A 24736-nucleotide genomic window follows, 5' to 3' on the forward strand; every position below is an offset into this window, starting at 1 on the left:
CGGCGGCTGCCGGACTTGCAAAGGTCCGGCAGCCGCCGTCGTCCGTGTGGCGGAGGTCTCAACGGCCGTCCATCCTTCCTGTGGCATATTTGAGGGATGGCAGAATTCCGGCAGTCCACCAAGCTCAACAACGTCCTGTATGACATTCGTGGACCGATCCTCCAGGCCGCCCAGCAAATGGAGGCGGAGGGTCACCGGATCCTGAAACTGAACATCGGCAACCCCGCGCCGTTCGGGTTTGAAGCGCCGGACGCCATCCTCGTGGACATGATCCGCCACCTGCCGCACGCGCAGGGCTACAGCGATTCGCGCGGGATCTTCTCCGCCCGCACCGCAGTCTCGCAGTATTACCAGACCCGCGGCATCCAGAACATCCATGTTGACGACATCTACCTGGGCAACGGCGTCAGCGAGCTGATCACCATGTCCCTGATGGCGCTGCTGGACGACGGCGACGAGGTCCTGATCCCCACCCCGGACTACCCGCTGTGGACCGCGTCCGTGGCGCTGGCCGGCGGCAGGCCGGTCCACTACCTGTGCGACGAGGATTCGGGCTGGCAGCCGGACCTCGAGGACATGGAAGCGAAGATCACCCCGCGCACCAAGGGGATCGTGGTCATCAACCCGAACAATCCCACCGGCGCCGTTTACCCGGAAGCCACGCTGAGGCGGATCGTGGCCCTTGCCGAGAAGCATGGCCTGGTGATTTTCGCGGACGAGATCTACGAGAAGATCCTGTACGAAGACGCCGTCCACGTGAACCTGGCCGGGCTCACCGGCGACGATGTCCTGTGCCTGACCTTCAGCGGATTGTCCAAGGCCTACCGGGTGTGCGGCTACCGCGCCGGCTGGATGGCGATCTCGGGCCCGAAGAAGGAAGCTGCCGACTACCTTGAGGGCATCAACCTCCTGGCCAACATGCGCCTGTGCGCCAACGTGCCCGCGCAGCATGCCATCCAGACTGCACTGGGCGGATACCAGAGCATCAATGACCTGATCCTCCCGGGCGGCCGCCTCCTGGAGCAGCGCAACAAGGCGTATGACATGCTCAACGCCATCCCCGGCGTCAGCACGCAGCAGGCGAGGGGTGCCCTCTACCTCTTCCCCCGCCTTGACCCGGAGGTCTTCCACATCCGTGACGACGAAAAGTTTGTCCTTGACCTGCTTCGCGAGCAGAAGATCCTGGTCTCCCACGGCCGCGCCTTCAACTGGGTGCGCCCCGACCACTTCCGCATGGTGACGCTGCCCAATGTCAAGGACATCGAAGAGGCCATCGGCCGGATGGGGGACTTCCTCAGCCGGTACCAGGGGAACTAGCCTATGCTCACGGGCCGCGCCGGGTCCGTGTGCCTCTGGGGAAAGGACTGCCATGGCCCGCATCGTTGGCTTCGACCAGGATCCGGCTGAAACCCTTCGTGCCGGCGAGGGGTTCTCGCTGGCCGCGGTGGATCCCGATTCGACGCCCGGTTACAGCGGAAACAAGGCCGACGGCCAGTTGCTGCTGGCGGAGATGGATGACGAACTGTCCGGGCTGCAGGAAAAACTGTTCGCCGAATCCCGGTTCGGCGGCAAGAAGCGGGTCCTGCTGATCCTGCAGGCGATGGACACGGCAGGCAAGGGCGGCATCGTCAACCACGTGATGGCCGCAATGAACCCGCAGGGCGTCCAGTTCAAGGCGTTCAAGGCCCCCACGGACGAGGAGAAGTCCTACGACTTCCTATGGCGGATCGAGAAGGAAGTACCGGCAGCAGGGATGATGGGCATCTTTGACCGCTCCCACTATGAGGACGTCCTGATCCACAAGGTCCACGGCTGGGCCACTCCGGACGAGATCAAGCGGCGGTATACGGCCATCAACGAATTTGAGGCCAGGCTTGGGGATTCCGGGACCACGGTGGTCAAGGTGATGCTCCACATCAGCGGGGACGAGCAGAAGCAACGGCTGCTGGCCCGGCTGGACGACCCCGCCAAGCACTGGAAATACAGCCACGGCGACCTGGAAGAGCGCGCCTTTTGGAACGACTACATGGACGCCTACCAAGCCGCGATTGAGGAAACGAGCACGCCGGCCGCGCCCTGGCACGTCATTCCGGCCAACAAGAAATGGTTCGCCCGGATCGCTGTCCAGCAGCTGCTGCTCGGCGCCCTGTCAGGCATGAACCTCAAGTGGCCAAAGGCGGAATTCGACGTTGCCGCTGAACGGAAACTCGTGTCCCGCTCCTGACCGACGCACTGTTGGGGACGGTGCTGCTGACGATTTAGAGCGGCTGGTCACGGGCGGCCGCCAGGCGCTTGCGTGCGCCCTCCAGCCATTCCTCGCAGCGCGCAGCCAAGGCCTCCCCCCGTTCCCACAGGGCCAGGGATTCCTCAAGGCTCGCCCCGCCTGCCTCCAGCCGTCCCACCACGGCGATGAGCTGCTCGCGGGCTTCCTCGTAGCTGAGGGCTGCGACGTCGGACCCGGGCTTCTGTTCTGTCATGCGTTCTCTTCCACTTCCTGGTGATGGTCTGGGTTTCCTGGGTGCAGCTCACCGGTGGAGGTGGCGCCGAAGCGGCCTTCCGCCACACGGATCGACAGGGCGGCCCCCGCCGGTGCCTCGGCCGGGCGGCGCACCACGGCGTGGCCGGCTTCGGCAATCCGGGCGGCCTGGTCTCCGGCCAGTTCGACGACGGCATACCCCCGGTCCAGCGTCTTTTGCGGCGAGAGTGCGCGGACCTGGGCTTTCAGGTGCTCCAGCTGGTCGGCGGCACGCACCACGGTTGAGTTCGCCGCCGCGGAGGAGCGCCGCAGTAACCGCTCGATTTCCTCCGCCCGGACGGTCACCAATCCCTCCGGCGCCGCCATGACCGGCCTGGAATGAAGGGACGCCAGCCGGTCCGCTTCGCGGTCCACCAGCCGTTCCATGCAGCGGCGCAGCTGCTCCCGTGCCTGCCGCACCCCGGCGAGTTCCTCGGACACTTCCGGGACGATGCGCTTCGCGGCGTCCGTGGGGGTGGAGGCACGCAGGTCCGCGACCTCGTCCAGCAGCGGCCGGTCCGCCTCATGCCCGATGGCACTTACCACCGGGGTGGTGGCTGCGGCAACGGCCCGGATGAGGTCTTCGCTGTTGAACGGCAGGAGGTCTTCGAGCGCACCTCCGCCACGGGCGATGACGATGACATCCACCTCCGGCCGCGCGTCCAGCTCGCGCAGGGCGCGGACAACCTGCGCCACCGCCGTATTGCCCTGGACGGCCACTTCGCGGATTTCGAACTCGACAGCGGGCCACCGCAGGGCAGCGTTCCGCAGGATGTCCTTTTTCGCATCCGAGTCCCGGCCGGTGATCAGGCCGATGCGGTGCGGCAGCAGCGGCAGGGGCTTCTTGCGGGAGTCGGCAAACAGGCCTTCCGCAGCCAGGGCCTGGCGCAGCCGCTCGATCCGGGCCAGGAGGTCTCCCAGGCCCACCGGCCGGATGTCACGCACCAGCATGTTGAGCCGGCCAGTCTTCAGCCAGAATTCCGGCTTCAGCAGCGCCACCACGCGCGAACCGCGCTCCAGCGGAAGGTTTTGCCGTTCCAGCACCTTGGTCCAGACCGACGCCGGCAAGGACACCTCCGCGTCCACGTCCCGAAGGGTGAGGTAGGCATTGCTGCCGCGGCGGTTCAGCTCGATGACCTGGCCCTCCACCCACGCGGACGGGGTCCGGTCGATGTGGGCCTTCAGCTTCTGGGACAGCAACTGCAGCGGCCACGGGTTGTCCGGGCTGGTCTCCGCGGCAGTGGCGGGCAGGGTAGTGGGAGGGGTGCCGGGAAGTGACGCCTGCTCAGACATGCGGCTGCCCCTGCTGGGCTGGAACTGCGGGCATGGCGTCCTTCGACTGTTGTGGGCGGTCAATCAACCTTATCCATAACGTGTAGCACGGGGGACTGACAGCGGCCGCCCACCAACCGTGCCTAGGATGGTTTTACCGCCACCAACCCCAAAGGACCTGCTGTGCGCACTTTCGTTTCTGCCGTTGCCACCGTGCTTGGCCTCCTCCTGGCCGCCGTGGCGGTTCCCGCCGTGTGGGTGGACCGGACCATCGTCCAGGAGGACGGGTTCGTCCGGCTCGCGGCACCGCTTGGCAAGGACTCCGAGTTCCAGAAAAAGCTCGCATCTGCCGCGGTGGGAACCATCGACACCGGAGCGGTCCCGGGCTTCCTGTCCGGGTTGGTCCAGCCAATGCTGGAGAAGGCGGCAGAGTCGCTGACCGGGTTGCCCGGCTATCCGGCAGCCTGGGAGGAAACGCTGCGCAGAAGCCACCGCCTCAGCTTCCCGGAACAGGGCGCGGAGTCCACCGGCGGCGCCGGCGCGTCGACGCTGACCCTCGACGTCGCACCGCTGGTCGTCCTTGGCTCCGGGGAGATCTCCCGTGCCACCGGCCTGCCCCTGGATCCGCCGGCGCAGACGCTGATCAATGTTGGCCAGCCAGCGCAGCGGCAGTGGGCGGAACAGCTGGCCACATACGCGCCCATGGGTTACATCCTGGCCCTGGGTTCCGGCATCGCCTTCCTGCTGGCTCTCGTCGCGGCACGCCGCCGCGGAACCGTGCTTCTCGCCGCGGGGGCCGGGGCGTTGGCTTTGGCAGCCCTGTGGGCCTTCGGCGCACAGCTGGGCGCGGCGCGGGCACTGGCGGCCGACACGGGCAATGCCGTGGCCAACATGTTCCGTGACGAATTCGTTGCTGCTGCCGCCGCGGACTTCCAGGCGTGGACCGCCGCCGCCGCGGTCAGCGGGGGAGTGCTGGTGGTGGTGGGCATTGTGACGTTGTTCGCACGCCGGATGCGGCCGCGGGCGAGCCGGTAGCATGGAGCAATGACCTCCTCGGCTGTATCCCTTTCGATGCCCACCATCCCCCGCAGGCGCCGTTCGCCGGAGGACGTGGCCGCCGCAGCCCCGGTCAACGGACCCAAGAAGGTGCTGCTGGCCGCCCCCCGCGGGTACTGCGCCGGGGTGGATCGGGCTGTGATCGCGGTTGAAAAGGCGCTGGAACACTACGGGCCGCCGGTCTACGTCCGCAAGCAGATCGTGCACAACGTCCACGTGGTCAGTTCGCTCGAGGAAAAAGGCGCCATCTTCGTCGACGAAACAGATGAGGTCCCCGAGGGCGCCTTGGTGATCTTCTCCGCCCACGGCGTTTCCCCGGCAGTAGTGGAATCCGCCGAAAGCCGCGGGCTGCGCACCATCGATGCCACGTGCCCGCTGGTCACCAAGGTGCACAAGGAAGCCGTCCGTTTTGCCAAGGACGATTTCGATATCCTGCTGATCGGCCACGACGGCCACGAGGAAGTGGAAGGGACCTCTGGCGAGGCTCCCGAGCACATCCAGATCATCAACGGCCCGCACGAAGTGGACAAGGTCACCGTGCGCGACCCGGAAAAGGTCATCTGGCTTTCACAGACCACCCTCAGCGTCGACGAGACGATGGAGACGGTGCGGCTGCTCAAGGAACGGTTCCCCACGTTGCAGGACCCGCCCAGCGACGACATCTGCTACGCCACCACCAACCGCCAGGTGGCCATCAAGAAGATCTCGCCGCAGGCAGACCTCGTGATCGTGGTGGGCTCGGCCAACTCCTCGAACTCGGTCCGCCTGGTGGAAGTCGCCCTCGAGTACGGCGCCAAAGCGTCCTACCGCGTTGACTTTGCGAACGAGGTGGACGAGTCCTGGTTTGAAGGCGTGGCCACGGTGGGGGTCACCTCCGGAGCTTCCGTTCCCGAGGTCCTGGTGCAGGACGTGCTGCGGCTGCTCGCCGACTACGGCTACGGCACTGTGGAGGAAGTGGTCACAGCCGAGGAAGACCTGCTGTTCTCCCTTCCGAAGGAGCTCCGGGCCACCCTGAAGCAGGCCGGCGACGTCAGCCGTGCACTGGGAGGGCGCAGGCCCCGCAGCTAAGGCAAGCCACCACATCCGCAACGTCAGGGGCCGGGCAGCCAACAACTGCCCGGCCCCTGCTGCAACCCATGTTCTCCTAGGCGGCTTCCTCACCGCCCTGGAGCTCCGGAGCCGCCAGCGCACGGGGCGTCACTTCCACTACCGGGGGCGTCACCAGGCCGGACTCCTCCAGTGTGTTGAGCTTGCGGGCCGTGGGCAGGACGCGTGCTTCCAGGGTCCCCACCATGGCGTTGTAGCGGTCCACGGAGGTCTTCAGCGAGGATCCCAGCTTGCTGACGTTCTCACCGAGTGTTCCCATGCGGTCGTACAGCTGCCGGGCAAGCTCGAACAACTCCCGCGCGCTGTCCGTCAGCACGTCCTGGCGCCAAGTGAAGGCGACGGACTTCAGCACTGCCAGGAGGGTGCCCGGGGACGCCAGGACCACGTTCCTGGACAGGGCGTGGTCCAGGAGGCCGGCATCGGCCTCCAATGCCGCGGCAAGGATGGACTCGGCCGGAATGAAGCAGACCACCAGTTCGGGGGAGTTGCCCGGGATGTCCCAGTACTTCTTGTTGCCGAGCGAATCCACGTGGGACCGGAGGGCCTTGGCATGTTGGGCCAGCAGCGCCTGCTGCGTCCTGCGGTCCTGCGCGGACAGCGGCCCGGGCCGGTCCCCACCGGATGGCGGTCCGGCATGGGCAGCGGCAGCCCCCATGTCCTGGGCTTCCAGGTACGAGGCCAGGGGCACCTTGGCATCAACCACAATCTGCTTCTCGCCGGGAAGCTGGACCACCAGGTCGGGACGCACGGAGGTGTCGCCTCCTGCACTGTGCACTTGCTCCACGAAATCGACGTGCCGCAGCATTCCGGAGGCCTCCACCACGCGGCGCAGCTGGACCTCGCCCCACTGGCCGCGGGCACTGTTGGACCGCAGCGCCGACTCGAGGGCGTGCGTGGACCTGATGAGCTGTTCGTCAGACAGCCTGGCCTCCTGCAGCTGCTGCGCGAGCTGGCCGTACTGTTCCACCCGGTCGCGCTCCAGCAGTGCCACCTGCTGCTGTACCGCTGAAAGCTTCTCCGCCACGGGGGCCAGCGCGCGCAGCACACTGCCGTCCTGCGACCGTGCTTCGCCCAGCTCGCGGTTCTGTGCCGCCAAAAGCCGCCGCTCGGCGTCGGCCGCTGCCAACTGGGCGTTCACCTCGGAGAGCCGGGACGAAACCTCATCGAAGTCAGCCTCCAGGGCACGAGAGTTCCTGCGCAGCGAAAAGTAGGTGGCAGCGGCACCGGCGAGGGCACCGAGCAGCAGCATGAAAAGGGCCAGAATCAACGCAAATGCATCCATGCCTTCACTGTTGCACGGGGCCCTGACAATCACCGGCAGTGACATTCTCCGGTACTGCCTCCAGGGGCGCGGCGGGTAGAATGAATCCTCGTGGCTCTTACTATTGGCATCGTCGGACTGCCCAACGTCGGCAAATCAACCCTCTTCAACGCGCTCACCCGCAACCAGGTGCTGGCCGCGAACTACCCGTTCGCCACCATCGAACCGAACGTGGGCGTCGTGAACCTCCCGGACCCGCGGCTCCAGAAGCTCGCCGGGATCTTCGGCTCGCAGCGGGTCCTGCCCGCCGCCGTCTCCTTCGTTGACATCGCCGGCATCGTCAAGGGCGCCTCCGAGGGGGAAGGGCTGGGCAACCAGTTCCTGGCCAACATCCGTGAGGCAGAAGCCATCGCCGAAGTGGTCCGGGTCTTCGATGACCCCGACGTCATCCACGTGGACGGCAAGGTTGACCCCCGCTCCGACATGGAGACCATCAACACCGAGCTGATCCTCGCCGACCTGCAGACCATCGAAAAGGCGATCCCGCGGATCGAAAAAGAGGTCAAGATCAAGAAGCGGGAGGCTGCCGAACTCGCCGCCATCAAGGCCGCCCAGGCAGTGCTGGAGCGCGGCGATACGATCTACTCCGCCATCAAGAGCGACAAGCTGGAGATGGAACACCTCAAGGAACTGGGCCTGCTGACGGCCAAGCCGTTCATCTACGTGTTCAACGCCGACGAAGCCATCCTGGGCAGCCCGGAAAAGCAGGAGGAACTGCGCGCCCTCGTGGCGCCGGCAGACTGCATCTTCCTTGACGCGAAACTCGAAGCGGACCTCGTGGAACTGGACGAGGAAGAAGCCCGCGAGATGCTGGAAATGAACGGCCAGGACGAATCCGGCCTGGACCAGCTCGCCCGCGTCGGCTTCCACACCCTGGGCCTGCAGACCTATCTCACGGCCGGACCCAAGGAAGCACGGGCCTGGACCATCCGGCAGGGCGACACGGCCCCCCAGGCAGCGGGCGTCATCCACTCCGACTTCCAGCGCGGCTTCATCAAAGCAGAAGTTGTCTCCTTCGAGGACCTTGTCGACGCCGGTTCCATGGCCGAAGCCAAGTCCCGCGGCAAGGTCCGGATCGAAGGCAAGGAATACGTCATGGCCGACGGCGACGTGGTGGAGTTCCGCTTCAACGTCTAAGGGCCCGAACGGCTTATCCTGACTCTGTAGGGCGTGCATGGTGGCGACCCCGTCCCCTCCGGAGAGGGAAAACACTAGGAGGCGGCATGCCGGTCCGGCGTCTGATGAAGTTGCTCGTTGCCGCGTTGGCGGCTGCCCTGGTTCTTTCCGGCTGTTCGGGCGGCAGCGCCCCGTCCGTGGTGGTGGGGGAGGCCAAACGCGGCGGCAGCGTGACGGTGGCAGAGGTCAACGCCTTCTCCTCGTTCAACCCGTACAGCGCTGGTGGCAACACCGATATCAACTCCAAGATCAGCGCCGCCACCCATTCGGGCTTCTTCTTCCTCGATGACAGCTCCAAAGTGGTGCGGAACGACAAGTTCGGGCACTACGAGAAGGTCTCCGACCAGCCGCTTAAGGTGAAGTACACCGTCAACGAGGGCGTCAAGTGGTCCGACGGGGCACCCATCGGGGCTGCGGACCTCCTGCTGGCCTGGGCGGCCGGGTCGGGCTATTTTGACGACGTCGACCCTGCCGCCGGCACGGGCACCAAGTACTTTTCGGTTGCGTCGGACACCAGCGGCCTGGGCGGCACCGTGTTTCCGGAACTTGGGGGAGACGGCCGCTCCATCACCCTTGAATACTCCGCACCCTACGCGGACTGGGAGGTGGCCTTCGACGTCGGCATGCCTGCCCACGTCGTCGCCGCCAAGAGCGGGCTGAACGACGAGGAAGACCTGGTCAAACTGCTGAAGGACACGCCGCGCGGCAACCCGGAAAAGCCGGTGACCCGCCCGGACCTGAAGAAGGTCAGCGACTTCTGGAACACCGGGTTCGATGCAAAGACCATCCCCGACGATCCGGCCCTCTACCTCTCCAGCGGCCCGTACATCGTCCGTGACATCGTCCCGGAAGTCTCCATGAAACTGGTCCGGAACCGCGACTACGTGTGGGGACAGGAGCCGTGGCTGGATGAAATCAACGTCCGGTTCACCGGGGGAGTGCCGGCCGCGGTTGACGCCATCCGCAACGGGCAGGCGGACATCATCTCGCCGCAGCCTTCCGCTGCAAACGACGACCTGCTCACCGCCCTGGCCGCGCAGGGCATCACCGTGGAGCGGTACAGGCAGTCCGGCTACGACCACCTGGATCTCAACTTTTCCGGCCCCTTCACGGATAAGGATGTCCGCGAAGCATTCCTTAAGACCATTCCGCGGCAGGAGATCGTGGACGCCGTGGTGGGCGGCCAAGTGCCCGACGCCAAACCGCTGGACTCGCACGTGTTTCTGCCGGGACAACCCAAATACGACGAAACGGTCAGGAACAACGGCTCCTCGAATTACGCGAAGGTGGACCTCGAGGCCGCCAGGAAGCTCCTGAATGGCGCCACGCCCACCATCCGGGTCCTCTACAACCGGGACAATCCCAACCGGGCCAAGGCATTTGCCCTGCTCCGCGACGCGGCGGCCAAGGCAGGCTTCCAGGTGGTCGACGCCGGACAGGCCAGTGCGGACTGGGCGGCATCGCAGACCCGGGGCGGGTACGACGCCGTTATCTCGGGATGGATCGGGACAGCCGCGGGTGTCAGCCGGATTCCGCAGATTTTCCGGACCGGGGCGGGCAGCAACTTCACCGGCTTTTCGGATCCCGACGCCGACAGAATCATGGAACAGCTGGCCACCACCACGGACCTCGGCAAACAGGACGAACTGCTGGCTGACATCGACAAACAGGTATGGGAAGACGCCTACGGGCTGCCGCTGTACCAGACGCCGGGAACCACCGCCTTCAGTCCGCGGGTAGCGGGCGTGAAGACGAGCGCGGGTCCACTCGGGCTGTGGTGGAACGTTTGGGATTGGCGGCTCGCTTAGCAGCCAGCTAAACCCCCGGGAAGGGGAGGTTCCGGCCCGTCGCGGGAACGTTCACGCATCCGATTCGCCGTTCCGGCTACCGGCGAGTAGCATGTGACGTGCATAACTTCCGTCAGCTGGCCACGGCACTTCACCGCGCCGGTCACGGTTTGGCAACGGAGTACCAGTATCTGGACTTCGTGCGGTTAGGCTACTCGTACATGTAGGCCACGTCACAGGGCACAACTGCGTCTGACCTGCGGGGAAGCACAATTCCCGTTACATCTCCCACAACTCATAGGAGGCGGAATGCGTTTTACGCGCACTTCCAAAGCACTGGGCATCGTGGCGGCCGCCGCGCTTGCCCTGACCGGGTGCGGCGCCGGCGGCGGCGGCAGCACCGACGGGGCCAGCAATGCTGCCGGCGACCCGAACAAGGTCATCACCGCCTACAGCAACGAACCACAAAATCCGTTGCTGCCGGCAAACACCAACGAGGTCTACGGCGGCCGCGTCGTAAACCTGCTTTTCGAAGGCCTCCGCAGCTACGATGCGAACGGCAAGGCAGTCAACGCGCTTGCTGAATCCATCGAGTCATCCGACGCACAGAACTGGACCATCAAGGTCAAGCAGGGCCAGAAGTTCACCAATGGTGAGGCGATCACCGCCAAGACCTTCGTGGATTCATGGAACTTCGCCGCCAACTCCAAGAACCTGCAGAACAACGGATTCTTCTTCGAATCCATCGCCGGCTACGAGGACGTTTCGGCTGTCACCAAGTCCACCGACGCCAGCGGCAAGTCCACCAGCACCCCGGCGCCCAAGGCAGAAACCATGACCGGCCTGCAGGCCACGGATGATTCCACCATCACCGTCAAGCTGGCCCAGCCTGAAGCGGACTGGTCTCTGCGCCTGGGCTACTCCGCCTTCTATCCGCTGCCTTCCGCAGCACTGGCAGACCCCAAGACCTACGGCGAAAACCCCGTCGGCAACGGACCCTACAAGTTCGAGAAGCAGGGTTCCTGGGTCCACGACCAGTCCATCTCGCTGGTCAAGAACGCTGACTACAAGGGCACCCGCCCCGCAAAGAACGGCGGCGTGACGTTCAAGTTCTACACTGACCCGGGCCCCGCATACACCGACCTGCAGTCGGACAACCTGGACATCACGGACGTCCTGCCGTCCAACGCGCTGAAGACCTACGTCAACGATTTCCCGGACCGCAACGCCACCAAGCCGGTAGCCACTAACTCCACCCTGAACATCCCGGGCTACAACCCGAACTTCCAGGGTGAAGCCGGCAAGCTGCGCCGCCAGGCACTGTCCTATGCCATCAACCGCGAGGAAATCGCGAAGGTGGTCTTCAACGGCACCCGCACCCCGGCCAAGGCCTACGCTCCGCCGGTCATCGATGGCTTCAAGGAAGGCATCAAGGGCAGCGAGGTCCTGAAGTTCGACGCTGCCAAGGCGAAGGACCTGTGGGCGCAGGCTGACAAGATCCAGCCGTACGACAACTCCAAGCCGCTCCAGATTGCCTCCAACACTGACGGCGGCAACAAGGAATGGATCGACGCCGTGGCCAACGGCTTCAAGAACAACCTCGGCATCCAGGCTGAAATCCAGCCGTTCGCCAAGTTCGCAGAGGTCCTGAACCTGCGCAAGTCCCAGCAGCTGCCGGGCCTGACCCGCGCCGGCTGGCAGGGCGACTACCCGTCGCTGTACAACTTCCTGGGGCCGGTCTGGGCCACGGGCGCATCCTCCAACTACGAGAAGTACTCGAACCCCGAGTTCGACAAGCTCCTCAAGGAGGGCCTGGCCGCCAAGAGCACGGACGAGGCCAACACCAAGTTCAACCAGGCGCAGGAAATCCTGTTCCAGGACCTTCCCGGACTGCCGCTCTGGGACCAGGCACGCCCGATCGTGTGGAGCAACAACGTCGTGAAGGCCGAGACCGGCTGGAACGGTGAAATTCTCTACTACGGCATCACCGCCAAGTAGTCACCAGATCTAACTTGCCGACAGGCTGATGGGGGTTCGGTTACGGCCGGACCCCCATTGGCTTGCATCGGCAGGAAGGCACCCATGAACCCGTTTTGCATCCTTCCGGAAAGCAGGTGATCCTATGCTCCGGTTTATTCTGCGCCGACTGCTCCAGGTGATCCCTGTCTTCCTCGGCACCACCCTTTTGGTCTATTACATGGTGTTCGCCCTCCCGGGCGATCCCATCGCGGCGCTGTTCGGCGACCGCCAGCCCCCGCAGGCCGTGATCGACACCCTGCGCAGCCAGTACAACCTGGACCAGCCGTTCTGGGTCCAGTACGGACTGTTCCTGAAGAACCTCTTCACCTTCAACCTGGGCAACGACTTCACCGGGCAGCCGATCGCGGCAAGCCTGGCCCGCGTCTTCCCCGTCACGGCCATGCTCGCCATCGAGGCACTGGCAATCCAGGCCATCTTCGGCGTGCTGTTCGGCGTGTTCGCCGGACTGCGCCGCGGCGGCTGGTTCGATTCCACCGTCCTGGTGGCGTCGCTGGTGGTCATCGCAGTGCCCACCTTCGTCCTGGGCTTTGTTTTCCAGCTTGTCTTTGGCGTGCAGCTCGGCTGGGCCAAACCAACCGTGGGCGCGAACGCGAACTGGGGCACGCTGCTGCTTCCTGCAGTGGTCCTGGGCCTCGTATCGTTCGCCTATGTGCTCCGGCTGACCCGGGCATCGGTCAGCGAAAACATGAACGCCGACTACGTGCGGACGGCCACTGCCAAGGGCCTGTCCCGGCCCCGCGTCGTGCTGGCGCACATTCTGCGCAACTCGCTGATTCCGGTGGTTACCTACCTGGGCGCCAACCTTGGCAGCCTCATGGGCGGTGCCATCGTCACCGAAGGCATCTTCAACGTACCGGGAGTCGGCAACAAGCTCTACCAGGCTGTCCTCCGCAGCGAAGGCCCCACGATCGTCTCCATCGTCAGCGTGCTGGTGCTGGTGTTCGTCGTGGCCAACCTGCTCGTCGACCTCCTGTACGCCTGGCTTGACCCGAGGATCCGCTATGACCAGTAACAACAGCCACTTCGTGGCCCCCATCGATGAGACGCCGCTGCAGGCCACGGACGCGGTCAAAACCGACCAAGCCCCCCTCAGCCTGTGGGCCGACGCCTGGCGCAAGCTCCGCCGTCGTCCGCTGTTCATCATCTCGACCATCCTCATCCTGATGCTCATTGTGATCGCGCTGTTCCCCGGGCTCTTCTCCTCGGTGCCGCCGAACGAGAACTGCGAGCTGGCCAACTCCGAAGGCGGCCCGACCGCCGGGCACCCGTTCGGATTCACCTTCCAGGGCTGCGACGTCTATTCCCGCGTCATCCACGGGACCCAGGCCTCGCTGTCGGTGGGTGTGCTTTCGGTGCTGTGCGTCCTGGTCATCGGAGTGACCATCGGTGCCCTCGCCGGGTACTACGGCGGCTGGATCGACGCCGTGCTCGCCCGGCTCGGTGACATCTTCTTCGCCCTGCCGCTCGTCCTGGGTGCGCTGGTGATCACCCAGCTGCCCCTGTTCCGTGAGAACAAGAGCGTGTGGACCGTGGTTTTCGTCATCTCGCTCCTGGCATGGCCGCAGATGGCACGCATCACCCGCGGCGCAGTGATCGAAGTGCGCAACGCCGACTTCGTGACAGCGGCACGTGCGCTGGGTGTCTCCAAGTTTGGTGCACTGATCCGGCACGTCCTGCCCAACGCCCTGGCTCCGATCATCGTCCTGGCGACGCTGGAACTGGGAGTGTTCATCGTGGCCGAAGCCACCCTGTCCTTCCTGGGCATCGGCCTGCCCCAGAGCATCATGTCCTGGGGCAACGACATCGCCGGCGCGCAGGCGTCCATCAGGACCCGGCCGGAAATTATGCTCTACCCGGCCGCGGCGCTGTCCATCACCGTGCTGAGCTTCATCATGCTGGGCGACGCCGTGCGCGACGCCCTTGACCCGAAGAGCCGCCAGCGATGAGAGATAAAGAGATGACAACTCCAGAAATCCGCATCGATGAGGCCGGGACCACCGGCGTACGGCCGCTCCTTGAGATCCGTGACCTCGCCATCACCTTCAAGACCGGTGGCGGCGAAGTCCAGGCGGTGCGCAACGCCCACCTGACCATCATGCCGGGCGAGACCGTGGCCATCGTGGGGGAGTCGGGCTCAGGCAAGTCGACCACGGCGCTGGCAGCCATCGGCCTCCTGCCCAACAACGGCAGGGTGTCCGGCGGCCAGATCCTGCTGGACGGCGAGGATATTGCGCACGCCAGTGAGCAGCGCATGATCGAACTGCGCGGAAACACCATCGGCATGGTTCCGCAGGACCCCATGTCCAACCTGAACCCGGTGTGGAAGATCGGCTACCAGGTCCGGGAAACGCTGCGCGCGAACGGCCGGCCCAGCGGGCCGGACGACATCGCCAAGGTGCTGTCCCAGGCCGGACTGCCGGACTCCAAGCGGCGGGCCAACCAGTACCCGCACGAGTTCTCCGGCGGCATGCGCCAGCGGGCCCTGATCGCCATCGGCCTGTCCTGCCAGCCGCGCCTGTTGATCGCTGACGAGCCGACGTCGGCCCTGGACGTGACCGTGCAGCGGCAGATCCTGGACCACCTGGACACCATGACCACCGAGCTCGGCACGTCCGTGCTGCTGATCACCCACGACCTGGGGCTGGCAGCCGAGCGGGCAGACAAAGTGGTGGTCATGTACCAGGGCCGCGTCGTAGAAGCGGGGCCGTCGCTGGAACTCCTGCGCAACCCGCAGCACCCGTACACCAAGCGGCTCGTGGAGTCGGCCCCCTCGCTTGCCAGCCGCCGCATCCAGGTGGCCAAGGAACAGGGCGTGGAGACGGCGGACCTGTTGGCTCCCGCAGCCGGGACGGCGAAGCCGGACACCTTCCTGCAGATCCAGGACCTGCGGAAGGTGTACAAACTCCGCTCTGGGCTGGGCAAGGCCACGGATTTCGCTGCCGTTGACGGCGTGAGCTTCGATGTCCGGCGCGGCACCACGACGGCGATCGTGGGGGAGTCGGGCTCCGGCAAGTCCACAGTGGCCAAGATGGTGCTCCAGCTTGAGAAGCCCACGGACGGCCGGATCCTGTTCGACGGCGTGGACACCTCGGCGCTGAAGCCTGCCGACCTTTTCAAGTTCCGCAGGCGGGTCCAGCCGATCTTCCAGGACCCCTACGGCTCGCTGGATCCGATGTACAACATCTACCGCACCATCGAGGAGCCATTGCGGGTCCACAAGATTGGTGACCAGGCGAGCCGGGAGAAGAAGGTCAGGACCCTGCTGGACCAGGTGGCCCTGCCGCAGTCCGCCATGCAGCGGTACCCGAACGAGCTCTCCGGCGGCCAGCGGCAGCGTGTTGCCATTGCCCGTGCGCTGGCGCTGGACCCCGAGGTCATCATCTGTGACGAAGCGGTGTCCGCGCTGGACGTACTGGTGCAGGCCCAGGTGCTGAACCTGCTTGCCGACCTGCAGGCCAACCTCGGGCTGACGTACCTGTTCATCACCCACGACCTCGCGGTGGTCCGGCAGATCGCCGACCACGTCTGCGTGATGGAAAAGGGACGCCTGGTGGAGACCGGATCCACGGACGAGGTCTTCGAGTCGCCGAAGCAGGACTACACCAAGGCCCTGCTCAACGCCATCCCGGGTGCCAAGCTGATGCTTCCGCCTGAGGTCGCGTAGCGCACCAGTCCGGATCACGGCTGGGGCCGGGGCCTTCGGGCTCCGGCTCCAGCCGTTTCCTTTTGCTTGTTGGAACGCTTACCGCCGCCCGGGAGCCATGGTCAGTCCTGAAGCGGGCTGCCGGTGAGGGGGACCGCAGCGAGGGGGGCCTGGTCCGGGGCCGGCGTCGTCTTCCGGTCCAGCCCCAGCTCGCGGAGCCTGCGCTCCAGGAGGCTTCCCAGCGCCCTGCGGCCGTCGGAGTTCATATGCACCGAGTCGGCCAGGTCCTTCGCAAGCCCGTACTTCGTCAGCCAGTCGCCCACGGACACGAAGGGCAGGCCGTGGGCTGCCGCCACGGAACCCAACAGGGCGTCCACCTCGCTGCGGCGCCCCCCGCCGTCGTCCTTTCCACGTGCCAGGGTGCCGATCATGGCCACCCGTGTTCCGGGATAACGACCCTGCAGTTCGGCGATGAGGCGCTCCGCGTTCTCCACGATCCGGGCATTGGCCGCTCCGCTGGCGGCATCATTGCCGCCACCTTCGACCACGATCAGTGCCGGAGTGCCCGAGGGGAGTTGCCAGTCGCCCCGCAGCAGCGCGTCGATGTAATTGCCGGTGGACCCGTTGGCTGCAACGAACCCCGTGCCGCCCCGGCCACAGAAGTACACGTTGTACCCGGCGGCCGCGAGACCCAGGCGCGGCCAGCCGTCCGCCGGCTCCGACTGGGAATCGCCGATCAGCAGGACGGTCCTGCCGACGTCGGGCACCACCGCTTCCAGCCTGCCGTTGGAGGGGTTGCGGACTTTCGCGGTCGCTGTCACGCCGGGTGCGCCTGACGTCGTGGCACCGGCCGCGCCGGGCAGGGCGCCGGCCGCGTTGGCCGGCAGGGCTGACGGCGAAGGGGAAGCGGAGCAACCGGTGAGTCCGGCAATCCCCGAAAGGCTGAGGACGGCAGCCAGCACAAGGGCTGACGCCCTGGCAGGTGAGGGGCCTGTGCGGTCCGTTGCTGGCGGCATCTTTGTCTCCGGCAGTGGTGGTCTAAGTCACAGCAATCATGCCATGGGCAGTGGCCGCGAGTGAATTTCATCACAGCCCCGCAGGCCGGCGTCCCGGCATGCGGGTTCGGGCCTCCCGGAGCCTGCAGGGAATTTAGGCCAATAAATGGCACACCGGCTAGAATGGAGCAAGGTGCCCTGTGTTAAGGGCCGGATCCGTCGTGCGTTCCAGTTGGAAATGTCGCGATGCTACAGCTGACCCACTGAATCGAGCCATTACGCATGTCTGAAACCACCACCAACACCGCGGTAGCCACTGCATCGCGCAGTGACCTGCGCAACGTCGCGATCGTGGCCCACGTTGACCACGGCAAGACCACCCTGGTCGATGCCATGCTCAAGCAGACCAACTCCTTTGCCGAGCACAACCACCTCGAAGACCGCGTGATGGACTCCGGTGACCTGGAGCGCGAAAAGGGCATCACCATCCTGGCCAAGAACACCACCGTGGCCTACAACGGTCCGTCCTCCAAGGGCGAGACCATCACCATTAACGTTATCGACACCCCCGGCCACGCCGACTTCGGTGGCGAGGTGGAGCGCGGCCTGTCCATGGTTGACGGTGTTGTGCTGCTCGTTGACTCTTCCGAGGGCCCGCTGCCCCAGACCCGCTTCGTGCTCCGCAAGGCCCTTGCCGCGCACCTCCCGGTGATCCTGCTGGTCAACAAGACCGACCGCCCCGACGCCCGCATCGATGAAGTGGTGCACGAGTCCATGGACCTGCTCCTCGGCCTGGCATCCGACCTCGCCGACGAGGTCCCGGACCTGGACCTGGACAAGGTCCTGGAAGTTCCGGTCGTCTACGCCGCCGCCAAGGTTGGCCGCGCATCCCTGGAGCAGCCGGCCAACGGCTCCGCCCCGGACAACGAGGACCTTGAGCCGCTGTTCAAAACCATCATCGAGCACATCCCGGCTCCCACCTACAACCCGGAAGGTGTCCTGCAGGCGCACGTCACCAACCTGGACGCCTCCCCGTTCCTGGGCCGCCTGGCGCTGCTCCGCATCTACAACGGCACCCTCCGCAAGGGCCAGCAGGTTGCCTGGGCCCGGCAGAACGGCGAGCTGAAGACCGTCAAGATCACCGAGCTGCTCGCCACCAAGGCACTGGAGCGTGTTCCGGCCGAGTCCGCCGGCCCCGGCGAAATTGTCGCCGTCGCCGGTATCGAAGACATCACCATTGGTGAAACGCTGACCGACGTCGAAAACCCGCAGCCGCTGCCGCTGATCACCGTTGACGATCCCGCGATCTCCATGACGATCGGTATCAACACCTCGCCGCTGGCCGGTAAGGTCAAGGGCGCCAAGGTGACCGCCCGCCAGGTGAAGGACCGCCTGGACAAGGAGCTCATCGGTAACGTCTCCATCAAGGTGCTCCCCACCGAGCGTCCCGACGCCTGGGAAGTCCAGGGCCGTGGCGAGCTCGCCCTGGCCATCCTCGTGGAGCAGATGCGCCGCGAAGGCTTCGAACTCACCGTGGGCAAGCCGCAGGTTGTCACCAGGACCATCGACGGCAAGATCCACGAGCCGATGGAGCACATGACCATCGACGTGCCCGAGGAATACCTTGGCGCCGTCACGCAGCTGATGGCCGCCCGCAAGGGCCGCATGACCAACATGGCCAACCACGGCACTGGCTGGTGCCGCATGGAATTCATCGTTCCGGCCCGTGGCCTGATCGGCTTCCGCACGCGGTTCCTCACCGACACCCGCGGTGCGGGCATCGCAGCCTCGATCTCCGAGGGCTACGAGCCGTGGGCCGGCCCCATCGAATACCGCACCAACGGCTCGATGGTCGCCGACCGCGCCGGTGTTGTCACCCCCTTCGCCATGATCAACCTGCAGGAGCGCGGCTCCTTCTTCGTCAAGCCCACCTCCGAGGTGTACGAAGGCATGATCGTGGGCGAGAACTCCCGCGCCGACGACATGGACGTGAACATCACGAAGGAAAAGAAGCTCACCAACATGCGTGCCGCTTCCTCGGACACCTTCGAGAACCTGACGCCGCCGCGCGAGCTCACCCTCGAAGAGTCGCTCGAATTCGCCCGCGAGGACGAGTGCGTGGAGGTGACCCCGGAAGCCATCCGCATCCGCAAGGTCATCCTCGACTCCAACGAGCGTGCCAAGGCCAACCGCGCCCGCGCCAAGGCCTAGCAGAGTCCTGATTGAACAGAATGCCACCGGCGCCATTGCCGGTGGCATTCTGCGTTCCGGCTCTGCTCACTGAAAGTCAGTTTCAATGCGCAGGGACAGCCCCTGCGCAATGAGCTTCTGCGTCAGTGTGCGTAACGGTTCTCCACATAGGCTCAATCCGCCCCTGCTCCCGCCCCCTGTGTGGGGCAGCATGCTTCCATGCAAAATGTCACAGTTGCCCTGGCGGCTTTGGGCGGAGTCTCCGGCACCAGTTCCCTTCTTCGCGCGGGCGTGTCGCGGCGCAACCTGGAAGCCGGAGTCCTCTCCGGCTCCGTCCTCAGGCTGGCACGGGGAGTCTATGCGCTGCCGCATGCGGATCCGGTGCTGATCCACGCCGCCCGCCATCATGCGGTGCCCGGCTGTGTAACGGCAGCCCTGGCCGCGGGGCTCTGGGTGGTCAAGACTCCACACCTGCCACATCTCGCGGCGCCGCACGGTAGACCGGTCCCGGGTTGCGTGGTGCACCGCAGCAGCCTGCCCCTGACGCACCTGGACGTTGCGTGCCAAGCCCTGCGTTGCCTGCCGCCGCTCGAGGGCCTGACTATTGCTGAGTCTGCGGTCAAGAAGGGATTCATCCAGCTCGCAGTGTTAAGGGAACAGTTTCCGGCAGCCCGGGAAAAGAGCATCCGCGGGCTGGTGGCAAGGATCCGGCCCCAATCCGGGTCCATCATCGAGACCATGGCCCGCTATCTGCTGGAGGAGGCCGGGCTGACGGTGGAGCTGCAGGTCAAGATTCCGGGAATGGGCCACCTGGACCTCCTGGTGGACGGCATTGTGGGGATTGAGACGGATGGCTATGCACACCACAGCAGCCGTGAAGCCTACCGTGAGGACAGGCGGCGGTGGAACATCACCGTTATCAGGGGCGTGCCCACGCTCCGCGTGACGTTCGAAATGCTGCTGGGTGAGCCCCGGGAGTTCGTGCTAATGGTGCAGCAGGCCCTTGCGACGTACCGACGTGCGTAGTGAAGGCGTGGCTCGCTGAGCAGGGACTGTCCCTGCGCAGTGACAGGCTTGCTCAGCGCGTGGCCGTGCGCCGTGGGGGCGCCGGCGGAACCTCCTTGGCTGCAACCACGCGGTCAAGGGGAATGACGACGTCGGCCTGCCGGGTACGGACGGTGCAGGAACCGGCGTCGCACGCCACCAGGTGGCCCAGTGCGTCGGTGAAACCTTCTTCGATCCTGTACCGCACCACGACCCGGATTCCCGGTGCTGCAGAGGAAAGGAACCGGGCGGGCGGGGGTACTGGCTGACTCACCAGTTCATACTAGAGTCCCGGCTAGGTTCGCGGTAACGGGCTGGGAGATAATAGGCTCAGATGTCAGACTCCGGCCGTGCCGCCGGATGCAAGAGCCGGCGGGACGCCGGAACCCCAACGTGGAGAGGCCAGGGACGTGACGTACGTAATCGCGCAGCCGTGTGTGGATGTCAAGGACAAGGCGTGCATTGAAGAATGCCCCGTCGACTGCATCTATGAAGGCGAGCGTTCGCTGTACATCCATCCGGACGAATGCGTCGACTGTGGAGCCTGCGAACCGGTGTGCCCGGTGGAGGCCATCTACTATGAGGACGACACTCCCGATGAGTGGGCCGACTACTACAAGGCCAACGTGGAGTTCTTCGATGACCTCGGTTCCCCTGGCGGGGCAGCGAAGATCGGCAACACGGGCAAGGACCACCCGATGATCGCCGCGTTGCCCCCGCAGAACCAAGACCACTGACCGGACGGAAACAGTGACCGCAGCAGCGAACCCGTTTGGCCTGGATCTGCCCGACTACCCGTGGGAGGCCATGGCGCCGTACCTGGCGAAGGCAACGGAGCACCCCGGCGGGGCCGTCAACCTTTCCATCGGGACGCCCGTGGACCCCACACCGGCGTTGATACAGGACGCCCTGAAAGCCGCTGCGGACGCCCCGGGATATCCCACGGTCCACGGCACGCCCGCCCTGCGCGAAGCCATCGCGGGCTGGTTCGAACGCCGCCGTGGAGTGGCCGGCCTCGATCCACGCAACATCATGCCTACGGTTGGTTCGAAGGAACTCGTGGCGTGGCTGCCGCTGCTGCTCGGCCTGAAGCCCGGAGACGTCGTCGTCCGCCCCAAGGTGGCCTACCCCACCTACGATATTGGCGCTACCCTGGCCGGTGTTACCTCCGTGGCCACGGACAACCTGGACGAACTCGATGAGGCGACCCGTTCTCGGGTTCGGCTGATCTGGGTGAACTCACCCGGCAACCCCACCGGCAGCGTGCGGGACGCGGACTCATTGAGGACGCTGGTGGAGCAGGCGCGCGAACTGGGCGCCGTGGTGGCCTCGGACGAGTGCTACGCGGAGCTGGGCTGGGGTGCCTGGGATGTCCAGCGCGGCGGCCAGCCCGTCCCCAGCATCCTGGACCCGCGCGTGGCCGGCGGATCGCACCAGGGCCTGCTGGCGGTGTACTCACTGAGCAAGCAGTCCAATGTTGCCGGCTACCGGGCAGCGTTCGTGGCAGGCGACCCGGACCTGATGCCCAACCTGGTCAACAGCCGCAAGCACGCGGGCATGATCGTGCCCTACCCGATCCAGGAAGCCATGCGTGTTGCCCTCGGGGACGACGCGCACGTCGAAGCCCAGAAGGACCTGTACCGCGGCCGGCGTGAGCGGCTTGTGCCCGCCCTGCTGGACTTCGGCCTGGAAATCAAGGAGTCCGACGCCGGGCTGTACCTTTGGTCGACGGCGGGAGAGGGCACGTGGGAGACCGTGTCGCGCCTCGCCGAGCGCGGCATCGTGGTGGGCCCCGGCGTCTTTTACGGAGAAGCAGGCAACGGGTACGTCCGGGTGGCCCTCACCGGCACCGACGAGCGGATCGACGCAGCAGTCGCCCGGCTCGCAGGGCAGGACGGCAAGTAACATTACTGTGACTCGCGCCACATCGGGTGCATTTTAGGCCGTGTGGGGCTGTCGCGGATTAGTGACACCCGCCAAGGAGCTGTACTTTTTAACTGATCAATGGTGGCTTTCTACAAGAAGGCAGCCCGGGTGTTGGAACCTGTGTTCTCAGGTGCAGTGCGCGGCTCACCTGATGTTGGATCAAGCTTTCGACAGAGGCCAAAGGCGCCTCATGAAGGGGACTCCATGACTGAGACCAACAATGCTGCGACCCTGCTCCACGCAGGTGGCGAGCTTAAGCTCCCGCGCATCCAGGTTGTTGAAGGGAACGAAGGTTACGACGTCTCCAAGCTGCTGAAGCAGACCGGTGCCGTGACGTTTGACCCCGGCTTCATGAACACCGCAGCAACCACCTCGGCAATCACCTACATCGACGGCGATGCGGGCATCCTGCGCTACCGCGGGTACCCCATCGAGCAGCTGGCGCAGCACTCCAGCTTCCTTGAGGTTTCCTACCTGCTGATCTACGGCAACCTGCCCACGCCCACAGAACTGGACGAGTTCGACCAGAAGATCCGGCGCCACACCCTGCTGCACGAGGAGCTCAAGGGCTTCTTCGGCGGCTTCCCCCGCGACGCGCACCCCATGCCGGTGCTGTCCTCGGCCGTGTCCGCACTGTCCACGTTCTACCAGGACTCGCTGGACCCGTTCAACGCCGAGCAGGTGGAGGTCTCCACCATCCGCCTGATGGCCAAGCTGCCGGTCATCGCCGCCTACGCGCACAAGAAGTCCATCGGCCAGCCCATGCTGTACCCGGACAACTCCATGAACCTGGTGGAGAACTTCCTGCGCCTCAGCTTCGGCCTCCCCGCCGAGCAGTACGAGCTGGACCCCGTCATCGTCAAGGCGCTGGACCTGCTGCTGATCCTGCATGCGGACCACGAGCAGAACTGCTCCACCTCCACGGTGCGCCTGGTGGGTTCGTCCAACGCCAACCTCTTCGCTTCCGTCTCCGCCGGCATCAACGCCCTCTTCGGCCCCGCCCACGGCGGCGCCAACGAGGCCGTGCTGAAGATGCTGCGCCAGATCCAGGCCGAGGGCCTCAAGCCCGAGGACTACATGGAGAAGGTCAAGAACAAGGAGGACGGCGTCCGCCTCATGGGCTTCGGGCACCGGGTCTACAAGAACTACGACCCGCGCGCCAAGATCGTCAAGGCCACCGCCCACGAGATCCTCAGCAAGCTCGGCGGCAACGACGAACTGCTGGACATCGCCATGCGCCTGGAAGAGAAGGCGCTGAGCGACGACTACTTCATCCAGCGCAAGCTCTACCCGAACGTGGACTTCTACACCGGCCTGATCTACAAGGCCATGGGTTTCCCCGAGAAGATGTTTACCGTGCTGTTCGCCATCGGCCGCCTGCCCGGCTGGATCGCCCAGTGGCGCGAAATGATCAGCGACCCCAACACCAAGATCGGCCGCCCGCGCCAGCTGTACATCGGCGAGCCGGAGCGCGACTACCCGGCCCGCTGACCCCTGCAGCCACAACAGGCTTAACGACGACGGCCGCGCACCTTTCGCAGGTGGGCGGCCGTTCCGCGTTAAGCACCGACGAGGTTGGGCTCAGGAGGCGTAGCCGTTCGGGTTGTTCTTTTGCCAGCGCCAGTGGTCCTCGCACATCTGGTCCACGGTTTTGGTGGTGGACCAGCCGAGGTCGGCGAGGGCTGAGGCGGCGTCCGCCCAGAAGGCGGGAAGGTCCCCGGCCCGGCGGTCGGTGATCTCGTAGGGGATGGGCTTGCCGACGGCTTTTTCAAAGGAGTGCAGGACTTCCAGGACGGAGGAGCCCTTGCCGGAGCCGAGGTTCCAGCGGAACACGCCGGTGCGGCCGGTGATGTGGTTCAGTGCGGCCACGTGGCCTTCGGCGAGGTCCACGACGTGGATGTAGTCGCGCAGGCAGGTGCCATCGGGGGTGTCGTAGTCGCCGCCGAAGACCATGAGTTTGTCGCGGCGGCCCACGGCCACCTGGGCGATGAAGGGGACGAGGTTGTTGGGGATGCCCTGGGGGTCTTCGCCGATGCGGCCGGAGGGGTGGGCGCCGACGGGGTTGAAGTAGCGCAGCAGGGCTATGTGCCAGCGCGGGTCCGCGGCGCCGAGGTCGGTGAGGATGTCCTCGATCTGTTCCTTGGTGCGCCCGTAGGGGTTGTTGGCGCCGATCTCCATTTTTTCGACGTAGGGGATGGGGTTGTGTTCGCCGTAGACGGTGGCTGAGGAGCTGAAGACGATGGAGCGGACGTCGTGCCGGTCCATGGCGCGGATCAGGTTCAGGGTGCCGACGAGGTTGTTGTAGTAGTACTTCAGCGGCTCCCGGACGGATTCGCCGACGGCCTTGAGGCCTGCGAAGTGGATGACGGCGTCGATGCCGCTGCCGGCGAAGACGTTTTCCACCGCGGCCTCGTCCACCAGGTCCACGTTGTGGAATGCGGCGGCCATGCCGCTCAGTTCGGACACCCGGCGCAGTGATTCCTCGCTTGAGTTGACCAGGTTGTCGATGACCACCACGTCGTGGCCGGCTTCCTGAAGGGACAAGACAGTGTGGGAACCGATGTAGCCGGTACCCCCGGTAACCAAGATTTTCATGCCCCCAACGCTATCCCACGGCGCCTCTTCGCCGCCCCCGCGTCCCGGATGCCGGGCGCCATGTGACAC

The 24736-nt window shown here is 65.5% G+C and carries 21 protein-coding genes; 15 read left to right on the forward strand and 6 right to left on the reverse strand.

Annotated features, from left to right (window positions below; translation table 11 throughout):
* Positions 1-96: 96 nt before the first annotated feature.
* Both AC2JAJ_RS14335 and AC2JAJ_RS14340 read left to right on the forward strand, forming a co-directional pair.
* Entirely contained in the window at positions 97-1317 is a 1221-nt protein-coding gene (locus AC2JAJ_RS14335; RefSeq protein WP_221386564.1) for a pyridoxal phosphate-dependent aminotransferase, read from the forward strand.
* 52 nt (positions 1318-1369) lie between these two features.
* Positions 1370-2224 carry a polyphosphate kinase 2 family protein gene (locus tag AC2JAJ_RS14340; RefSeq protein WP_473696740.1) on the forward strand — a complete coding sequence of 285 codons (855 nt, stop codon included), beginning with the start codon at positions 1370-1372 and terminating at the stop codon, positions 2222-2224.
* Positions 2225-2258: 34 nt separating this feature from the next.
* Here the strand turns inward: AC2JAJ_RS14340 and AC2JAJ_RS14345 are convergent, their stop codons facing one another.
* Together AC2JAJ_RS14345 and xseA are read right to left on the reverse strand one after the other, a co-directional pair.
* Positions 2259-2477, reverse strand: coding sequence for an exodeoxyribonuclease VII small subunit (locus AC2JAJ_RS14345; RefSeq protein ID WP_221386566.1), 219 nt, complete (start codon positions 2475-2477; stop codon positions 2259-2261).
* Positions 2474-3808: an exodeoxyribonuclease VII large subunit gene (gene xseA / locus AC2JAJ_RS14350; protein ID WP_501053171.1), complete on the reverse strand. Its 1335-nt coding sequence runs from the start codon at positions 3806-3808 to the stop codon at positions 2474-2476. The genes AC2JAJ_RS14345 and xseA overlap by 4 nt, the downstream gene beginning before the upstream one ends.
* A gap of 162 nt (positions 3809-3970) precedes the next feature.
* Here xseA and AC2JAJ_RS14355 point away from each other — a divergent pair, with 162 nt between their 5' ends.
* Together AC2JAJ_RS14355 and AC2JAJ_RS14360 are read left to right on the forward strand one after the other, a co-directional pair.
* Positions 3971-4822, forward strand: a complete 852-nt coding sequence (locus tag AC2JAJ_RS14355) for a hypothetical protein (protein ID WP_486415390.1) — start codon at positions 3971-3973, stop codon at positions 4820-4822.
* A 9-nt stretch (positions 4823-4831) separates the two neighbouring features.
* Positions 4832-5911, forward strand: a complete 1080-nt coding sequence (locus AC2JAJ_RS14360) for a 4-hydroxy-3-methylbut-2-enyl diphosphate reductase (RefSeq protein ID WP_221386569.1) — start codon at positions 4832-4834, stop codon at positions 5909-5911.
* Positions 5912-5987: 76 nt separating this feature from the next.
* Here AC2JAJ_RS14360 and AC2JAJ_RS14365 read toward each other — a convergent pair whose 3' ends face one another.
* A complete protein-coding gene (locus AC2JAJ_RS14365) occupies positions 5988-7232 on the reverse strand; it encodes a DNA recombination protein RmuC (protein ID WP_486415389.1) in 1245 nt (414 codons plus the stop codon).
* Between the two features lie 90 nt (positions 7233-7322).
* Here AC2JAJ_RS14365 and ychF point away from each other — a divergent pair, with 90 nt between their 5' ends.
* The 6 genes from ychF to AC2JAJ_RS14395 all read left to right on the forward strand — a co-directional run bounded on the left by ychF (position 7323) and on the right by AC2JAJ_RS14395 (position 15938).
* On the forward strand, positions 7323-8408 hold the full coding sequence (gene ychF / locus AC2JAJ_RS14370) for a redox-regulated ATPase YchF (protein ID WP_221386571.1): 1086 nt from the start codon (positions 7323-7325) through the stop codon (positions 8406-8408).
* Between the two features lie 86 nt (positions 8409-8494).
* The gene (locus tag AC2JAJ_RS14375) at positions 8495-10255 is read left to right on the forward strand and encodes an ABC transporter family substrate-binding protein (RefSeq protein WP_486415388.1); all 1761 of its coding nucleotides are present in this window, start codon (positions 8495-8497) and stop codon (positions 10253-10255) included.
* A 288-nt stretch (positions 10256-10543) separates the two neighbouring features.
* The gene (locus AC2JAJ_RS14380; protein WP_486415387.1) at positions 10544-12232 is read left to right on the forward strand and encodes a peptide ABC transporter substrate-binding protein; all 1689 of its coding nucleotides are present in this window, start codon (positions 10544-10546) and stop codon (positions 12230-12232) included.
* Positions 12233-12356: 124 nt separating this feature from the next.
* Complete coding sequence (locus tag AC2JAJ_RS14385) at positions 12357-13286, forward strand: ABC transporter permease (RefSeq protein WP_221386574.1); 930 nt, start codon at positions 12357-12359, stop codon at positions 13284-13286.
* Positions 13276-14220, forward strand: coding sequence for an ABC transporter permease (locus tag AC2JAJ_RS14390; protein WP_221386575.1), 945 nt, complete (start codon positions 13276-13278; stop codon positions 14218-14220). Before AC2JAJ_RS14385 ends, AC2JAJ_RS14390 begins: the two co-directional genes overlap by 11 nt.
* An 11-nt stretch (positions 14221-14231) precedes the next feature.
* Positions 14232-15938, forward strand: a complete 1707-nt coding sequence (locus AC2JAJ_RS14395) for a dipeptide ABC transporter ATP-binding protein (protein WP_221386576.1) — start codon at positions 14232-14234, stop codon at positions 15936-15938.
* 101 nt (positions 15939-16039) lie between these two features.
* Here AC2JAJ_RS14395 and AC2JAJ_RS14400 read toward each other — a convergent pair whose 3' ends face one another.
* A complete protein-coding gene (locus AC2JAJ_RS14400) occupies positions 16040-16933 on the reverse strand; it encodes an SGNH/GDSL hydrolase family protein (protein ID WP_486415386.1) in 894 nt (297 codons plus the stop codon).
* Positions 16934-17194: 261 nt separating this feature from the next.
* On the opposite strand from AC2JAJ_RS14400, the gene typA reads away from it, so the two are divergent.
* Positions 17195-19123 carry a translational GTPase TypA gene (gene typA / locus AC2JAJ_RS14405; RefSeq protein ID WP_221386578.1) on the forward strand — a complete coding sequence of 643 codons (1929 nt, stop codon included), beginning with the start codon at positions 17195-17197 and terminating at the stop codon, positions 19121-19123.
* Positions 19124-19321: 198 nt separating this feature from the next.
* Complete coding sequence (locus AC2JAJ_RS14410) at positions 19322-20128, forward strand: hypothetical protein (RefSeq protein ID WP_473696756.1); 807 nt, start codon at positions 19322-19324, stop codon at positions 20126-20128.
* Between the two features lie 52 nt (positions 20129-20180).
* Here AC2JAJ_RS14410 and AC2JAJ_RS14415 read toward each other — a convergent pair whose 3' ends face one another.
* Positions 20181-20420, reverse strand: coding sequence for a putative acetyltransferase (locus AC2JAJ_RS14415; protein ID WP_486415385.1), 240 nt, complete (start codon positions 20418-20420; stop codon positions 20181-20183).
* A gap of 136 nt (positions 20421-20556) precedes the next feature.
* Between AC2JAJ_RS14415 and fdxA the strand changes: the two genes are divergently transcribed.
* From fdxA to AC2JAJ_RS14430, 3 genes are all read left to right on the forward strand, one after another.
* A complete protein-coding gene (gene fdxA / locus AC2JAJ_RS14420; protein WP_009356972.1) occupies positions 20557-20883 on the forward strand; it encodes a ferredoxin in 327 nt (108 codons plus the stop codon).
* A gap of 13 nt (positions 20884-20896) precedes the next feature.
* Positions 20897-22051 (forward strand): succinyldiaminopimelate transaminase, encoded by a 1155-nt coding sequence (gene dapC / locus AC2JAJ_RS14425; protein WP_486415384.1) that lies wholly within the window; start codon positions 20897-20899, stop codon positions 22049-22051.
* Positions 22052-22276: 225 nt separating this feature from the next.
* Positions 22277-23563: a citrate synthase gene (locus tag AC2JAJ_RS14430; protein WP_056334606.1), complete on the forward strand. Its 1287-nt coding sequence runs from the start codon at positions 22277-22279 to the stop codon at positions 23561-23563.
* Between the two features lie 90 nt (positions 23564-23653).
* Here AC2JAJ_RS14430 and galE read toward each other — a convergent pair whose 3' ends face one another.
* A complete protein-coding gene (gene galE / locus AC2JAJ_RS14435) occupies positions 23654-24667 on the reverse strand; it encodes a UDP-glucose 4-epimerase GalE (protein ID WP_486415383.1) in 1014 nt (337 codons plus the stop codon).
* Between the last annotated feature and the right edge of the window lie 69 nt (positions 24668-24736).

Source organism: Arthrobacter sp. MOO21, from assembly GCF_057369995.2.

Bases quoted from the DNA above. Each gene is read 5' to 3' on its own strand.
- AC2JAJ_RS14345 (WP_221386566.1), bottom strand. From the start codon at position 2,477: ATGACAGAACAGAAGCCCGGGTCCGACGTCGCAGCCCTCAGCTACGAG.
- AC2JAJ_RS14365 (WP_486415389.1), bottom strand. From the start codon at position 7,232: ATGGATGCATTTGCGTTGATTCTGGCCCTTTTCATGCTGCTGCTCGGT.
- AC2JAJ_RS14410 (WP_473696756.1), top strand. From the start codon at position 19,322: ATGCAAAATGTCACAGTTGCCCTGGCGGCTTTGGGCGGAGTCTCCGGC.
- AC2JAJ_RS14360 (WP_221386569.1), top strand. From the start codon at position 4,832: ATGACCTCCTCGGCTGTATCCCTTTCGATGCCCACCATCCCCCGCAGG.
- typA (WP_221386578.1), top strand. From the start codon at position 17,195: ATGTCTGAAACCACCACCAACACCGCGGTAGCCACTGCATCGCGCAGT.
- xseA (WP_501053171.1), bottom strand. From the start codon at position 3,808: ATGTCTGAGCAGGCGTCACTTCCCGGCACCCCTCCCACTACCCTGCCC.
- AC2JAJ_RS14400 (WP_486415386.1), bottom strand. From the start codon at position 16,933: ATGCCGCCAGCAACGGACCGCACAGGCCCCTCACCTGCCAGGGCGTCA.
- AC2JAJ_RS14375 (WP_486415388.1), top strand. From the start codon at position 8,495: ATGCCGGTCCGGCGTCTGATGAAGTTGCTCGTTGCCGCGTTGGCGGCT.
- AC2JAJ_RS14385 (WP_221386574.1), top strand. From the start codon at position 12,357: ATGCTCCGGTTTATTCTGCGCCGACTGCTCCAGGTGATCCCTGTCTTC.
- AC2JAJ_RS14380 (WP_486415387.1), top strand. From the start codon at position 10,544: ATGCGTTTTACGCGCACTTCCAAAGCACTGGGCATCGTGGCGGCCGCC.
- galE (WP_486415383.1), bottom strand. From the start codon at position 24,667: ATGAAAATCTTGGTTACCGGGGGTACCGGCTACATCGGTTCCCACACT.
- AC2JAJ_RS14335 (WP_221386564.1), top strand. From the start codon at position 97: ATGGCAGAATTCCGGCAGTCCACCAAGCTCAACAACGTCCTGTATGAC.
- AC2JAJ_RS14430 (WP_056334606.1), top strand. From the start codon at position 22,277: ATGACTGAGACCAACAATGCTGCGACCCTGCTCCACGCAGGTGGCGAG.
- AC2JAJ_RS14390 (WP_221386575.1), top strand. From the start codon at position 13,276: ATGACCAGTAACAACAGCCACTTCGTGGCCCCCATCGATGAGACGCCG.
- AC2JAJ_RS14340 (WP_473696740.1), top strand. From the start codon at position 1,370: ATGGCCCGCATCGTTGGCTTCGACCAGGATCCGGCTGAAACCCTTCGT.
- AC2JAJ_RS14395 (WP_221386576.1), top strand. From the start codon at position 14,232: ATGACAACTCCAGAAATCCGCATCGATGAGGCCGGGACCACCGGCGTA.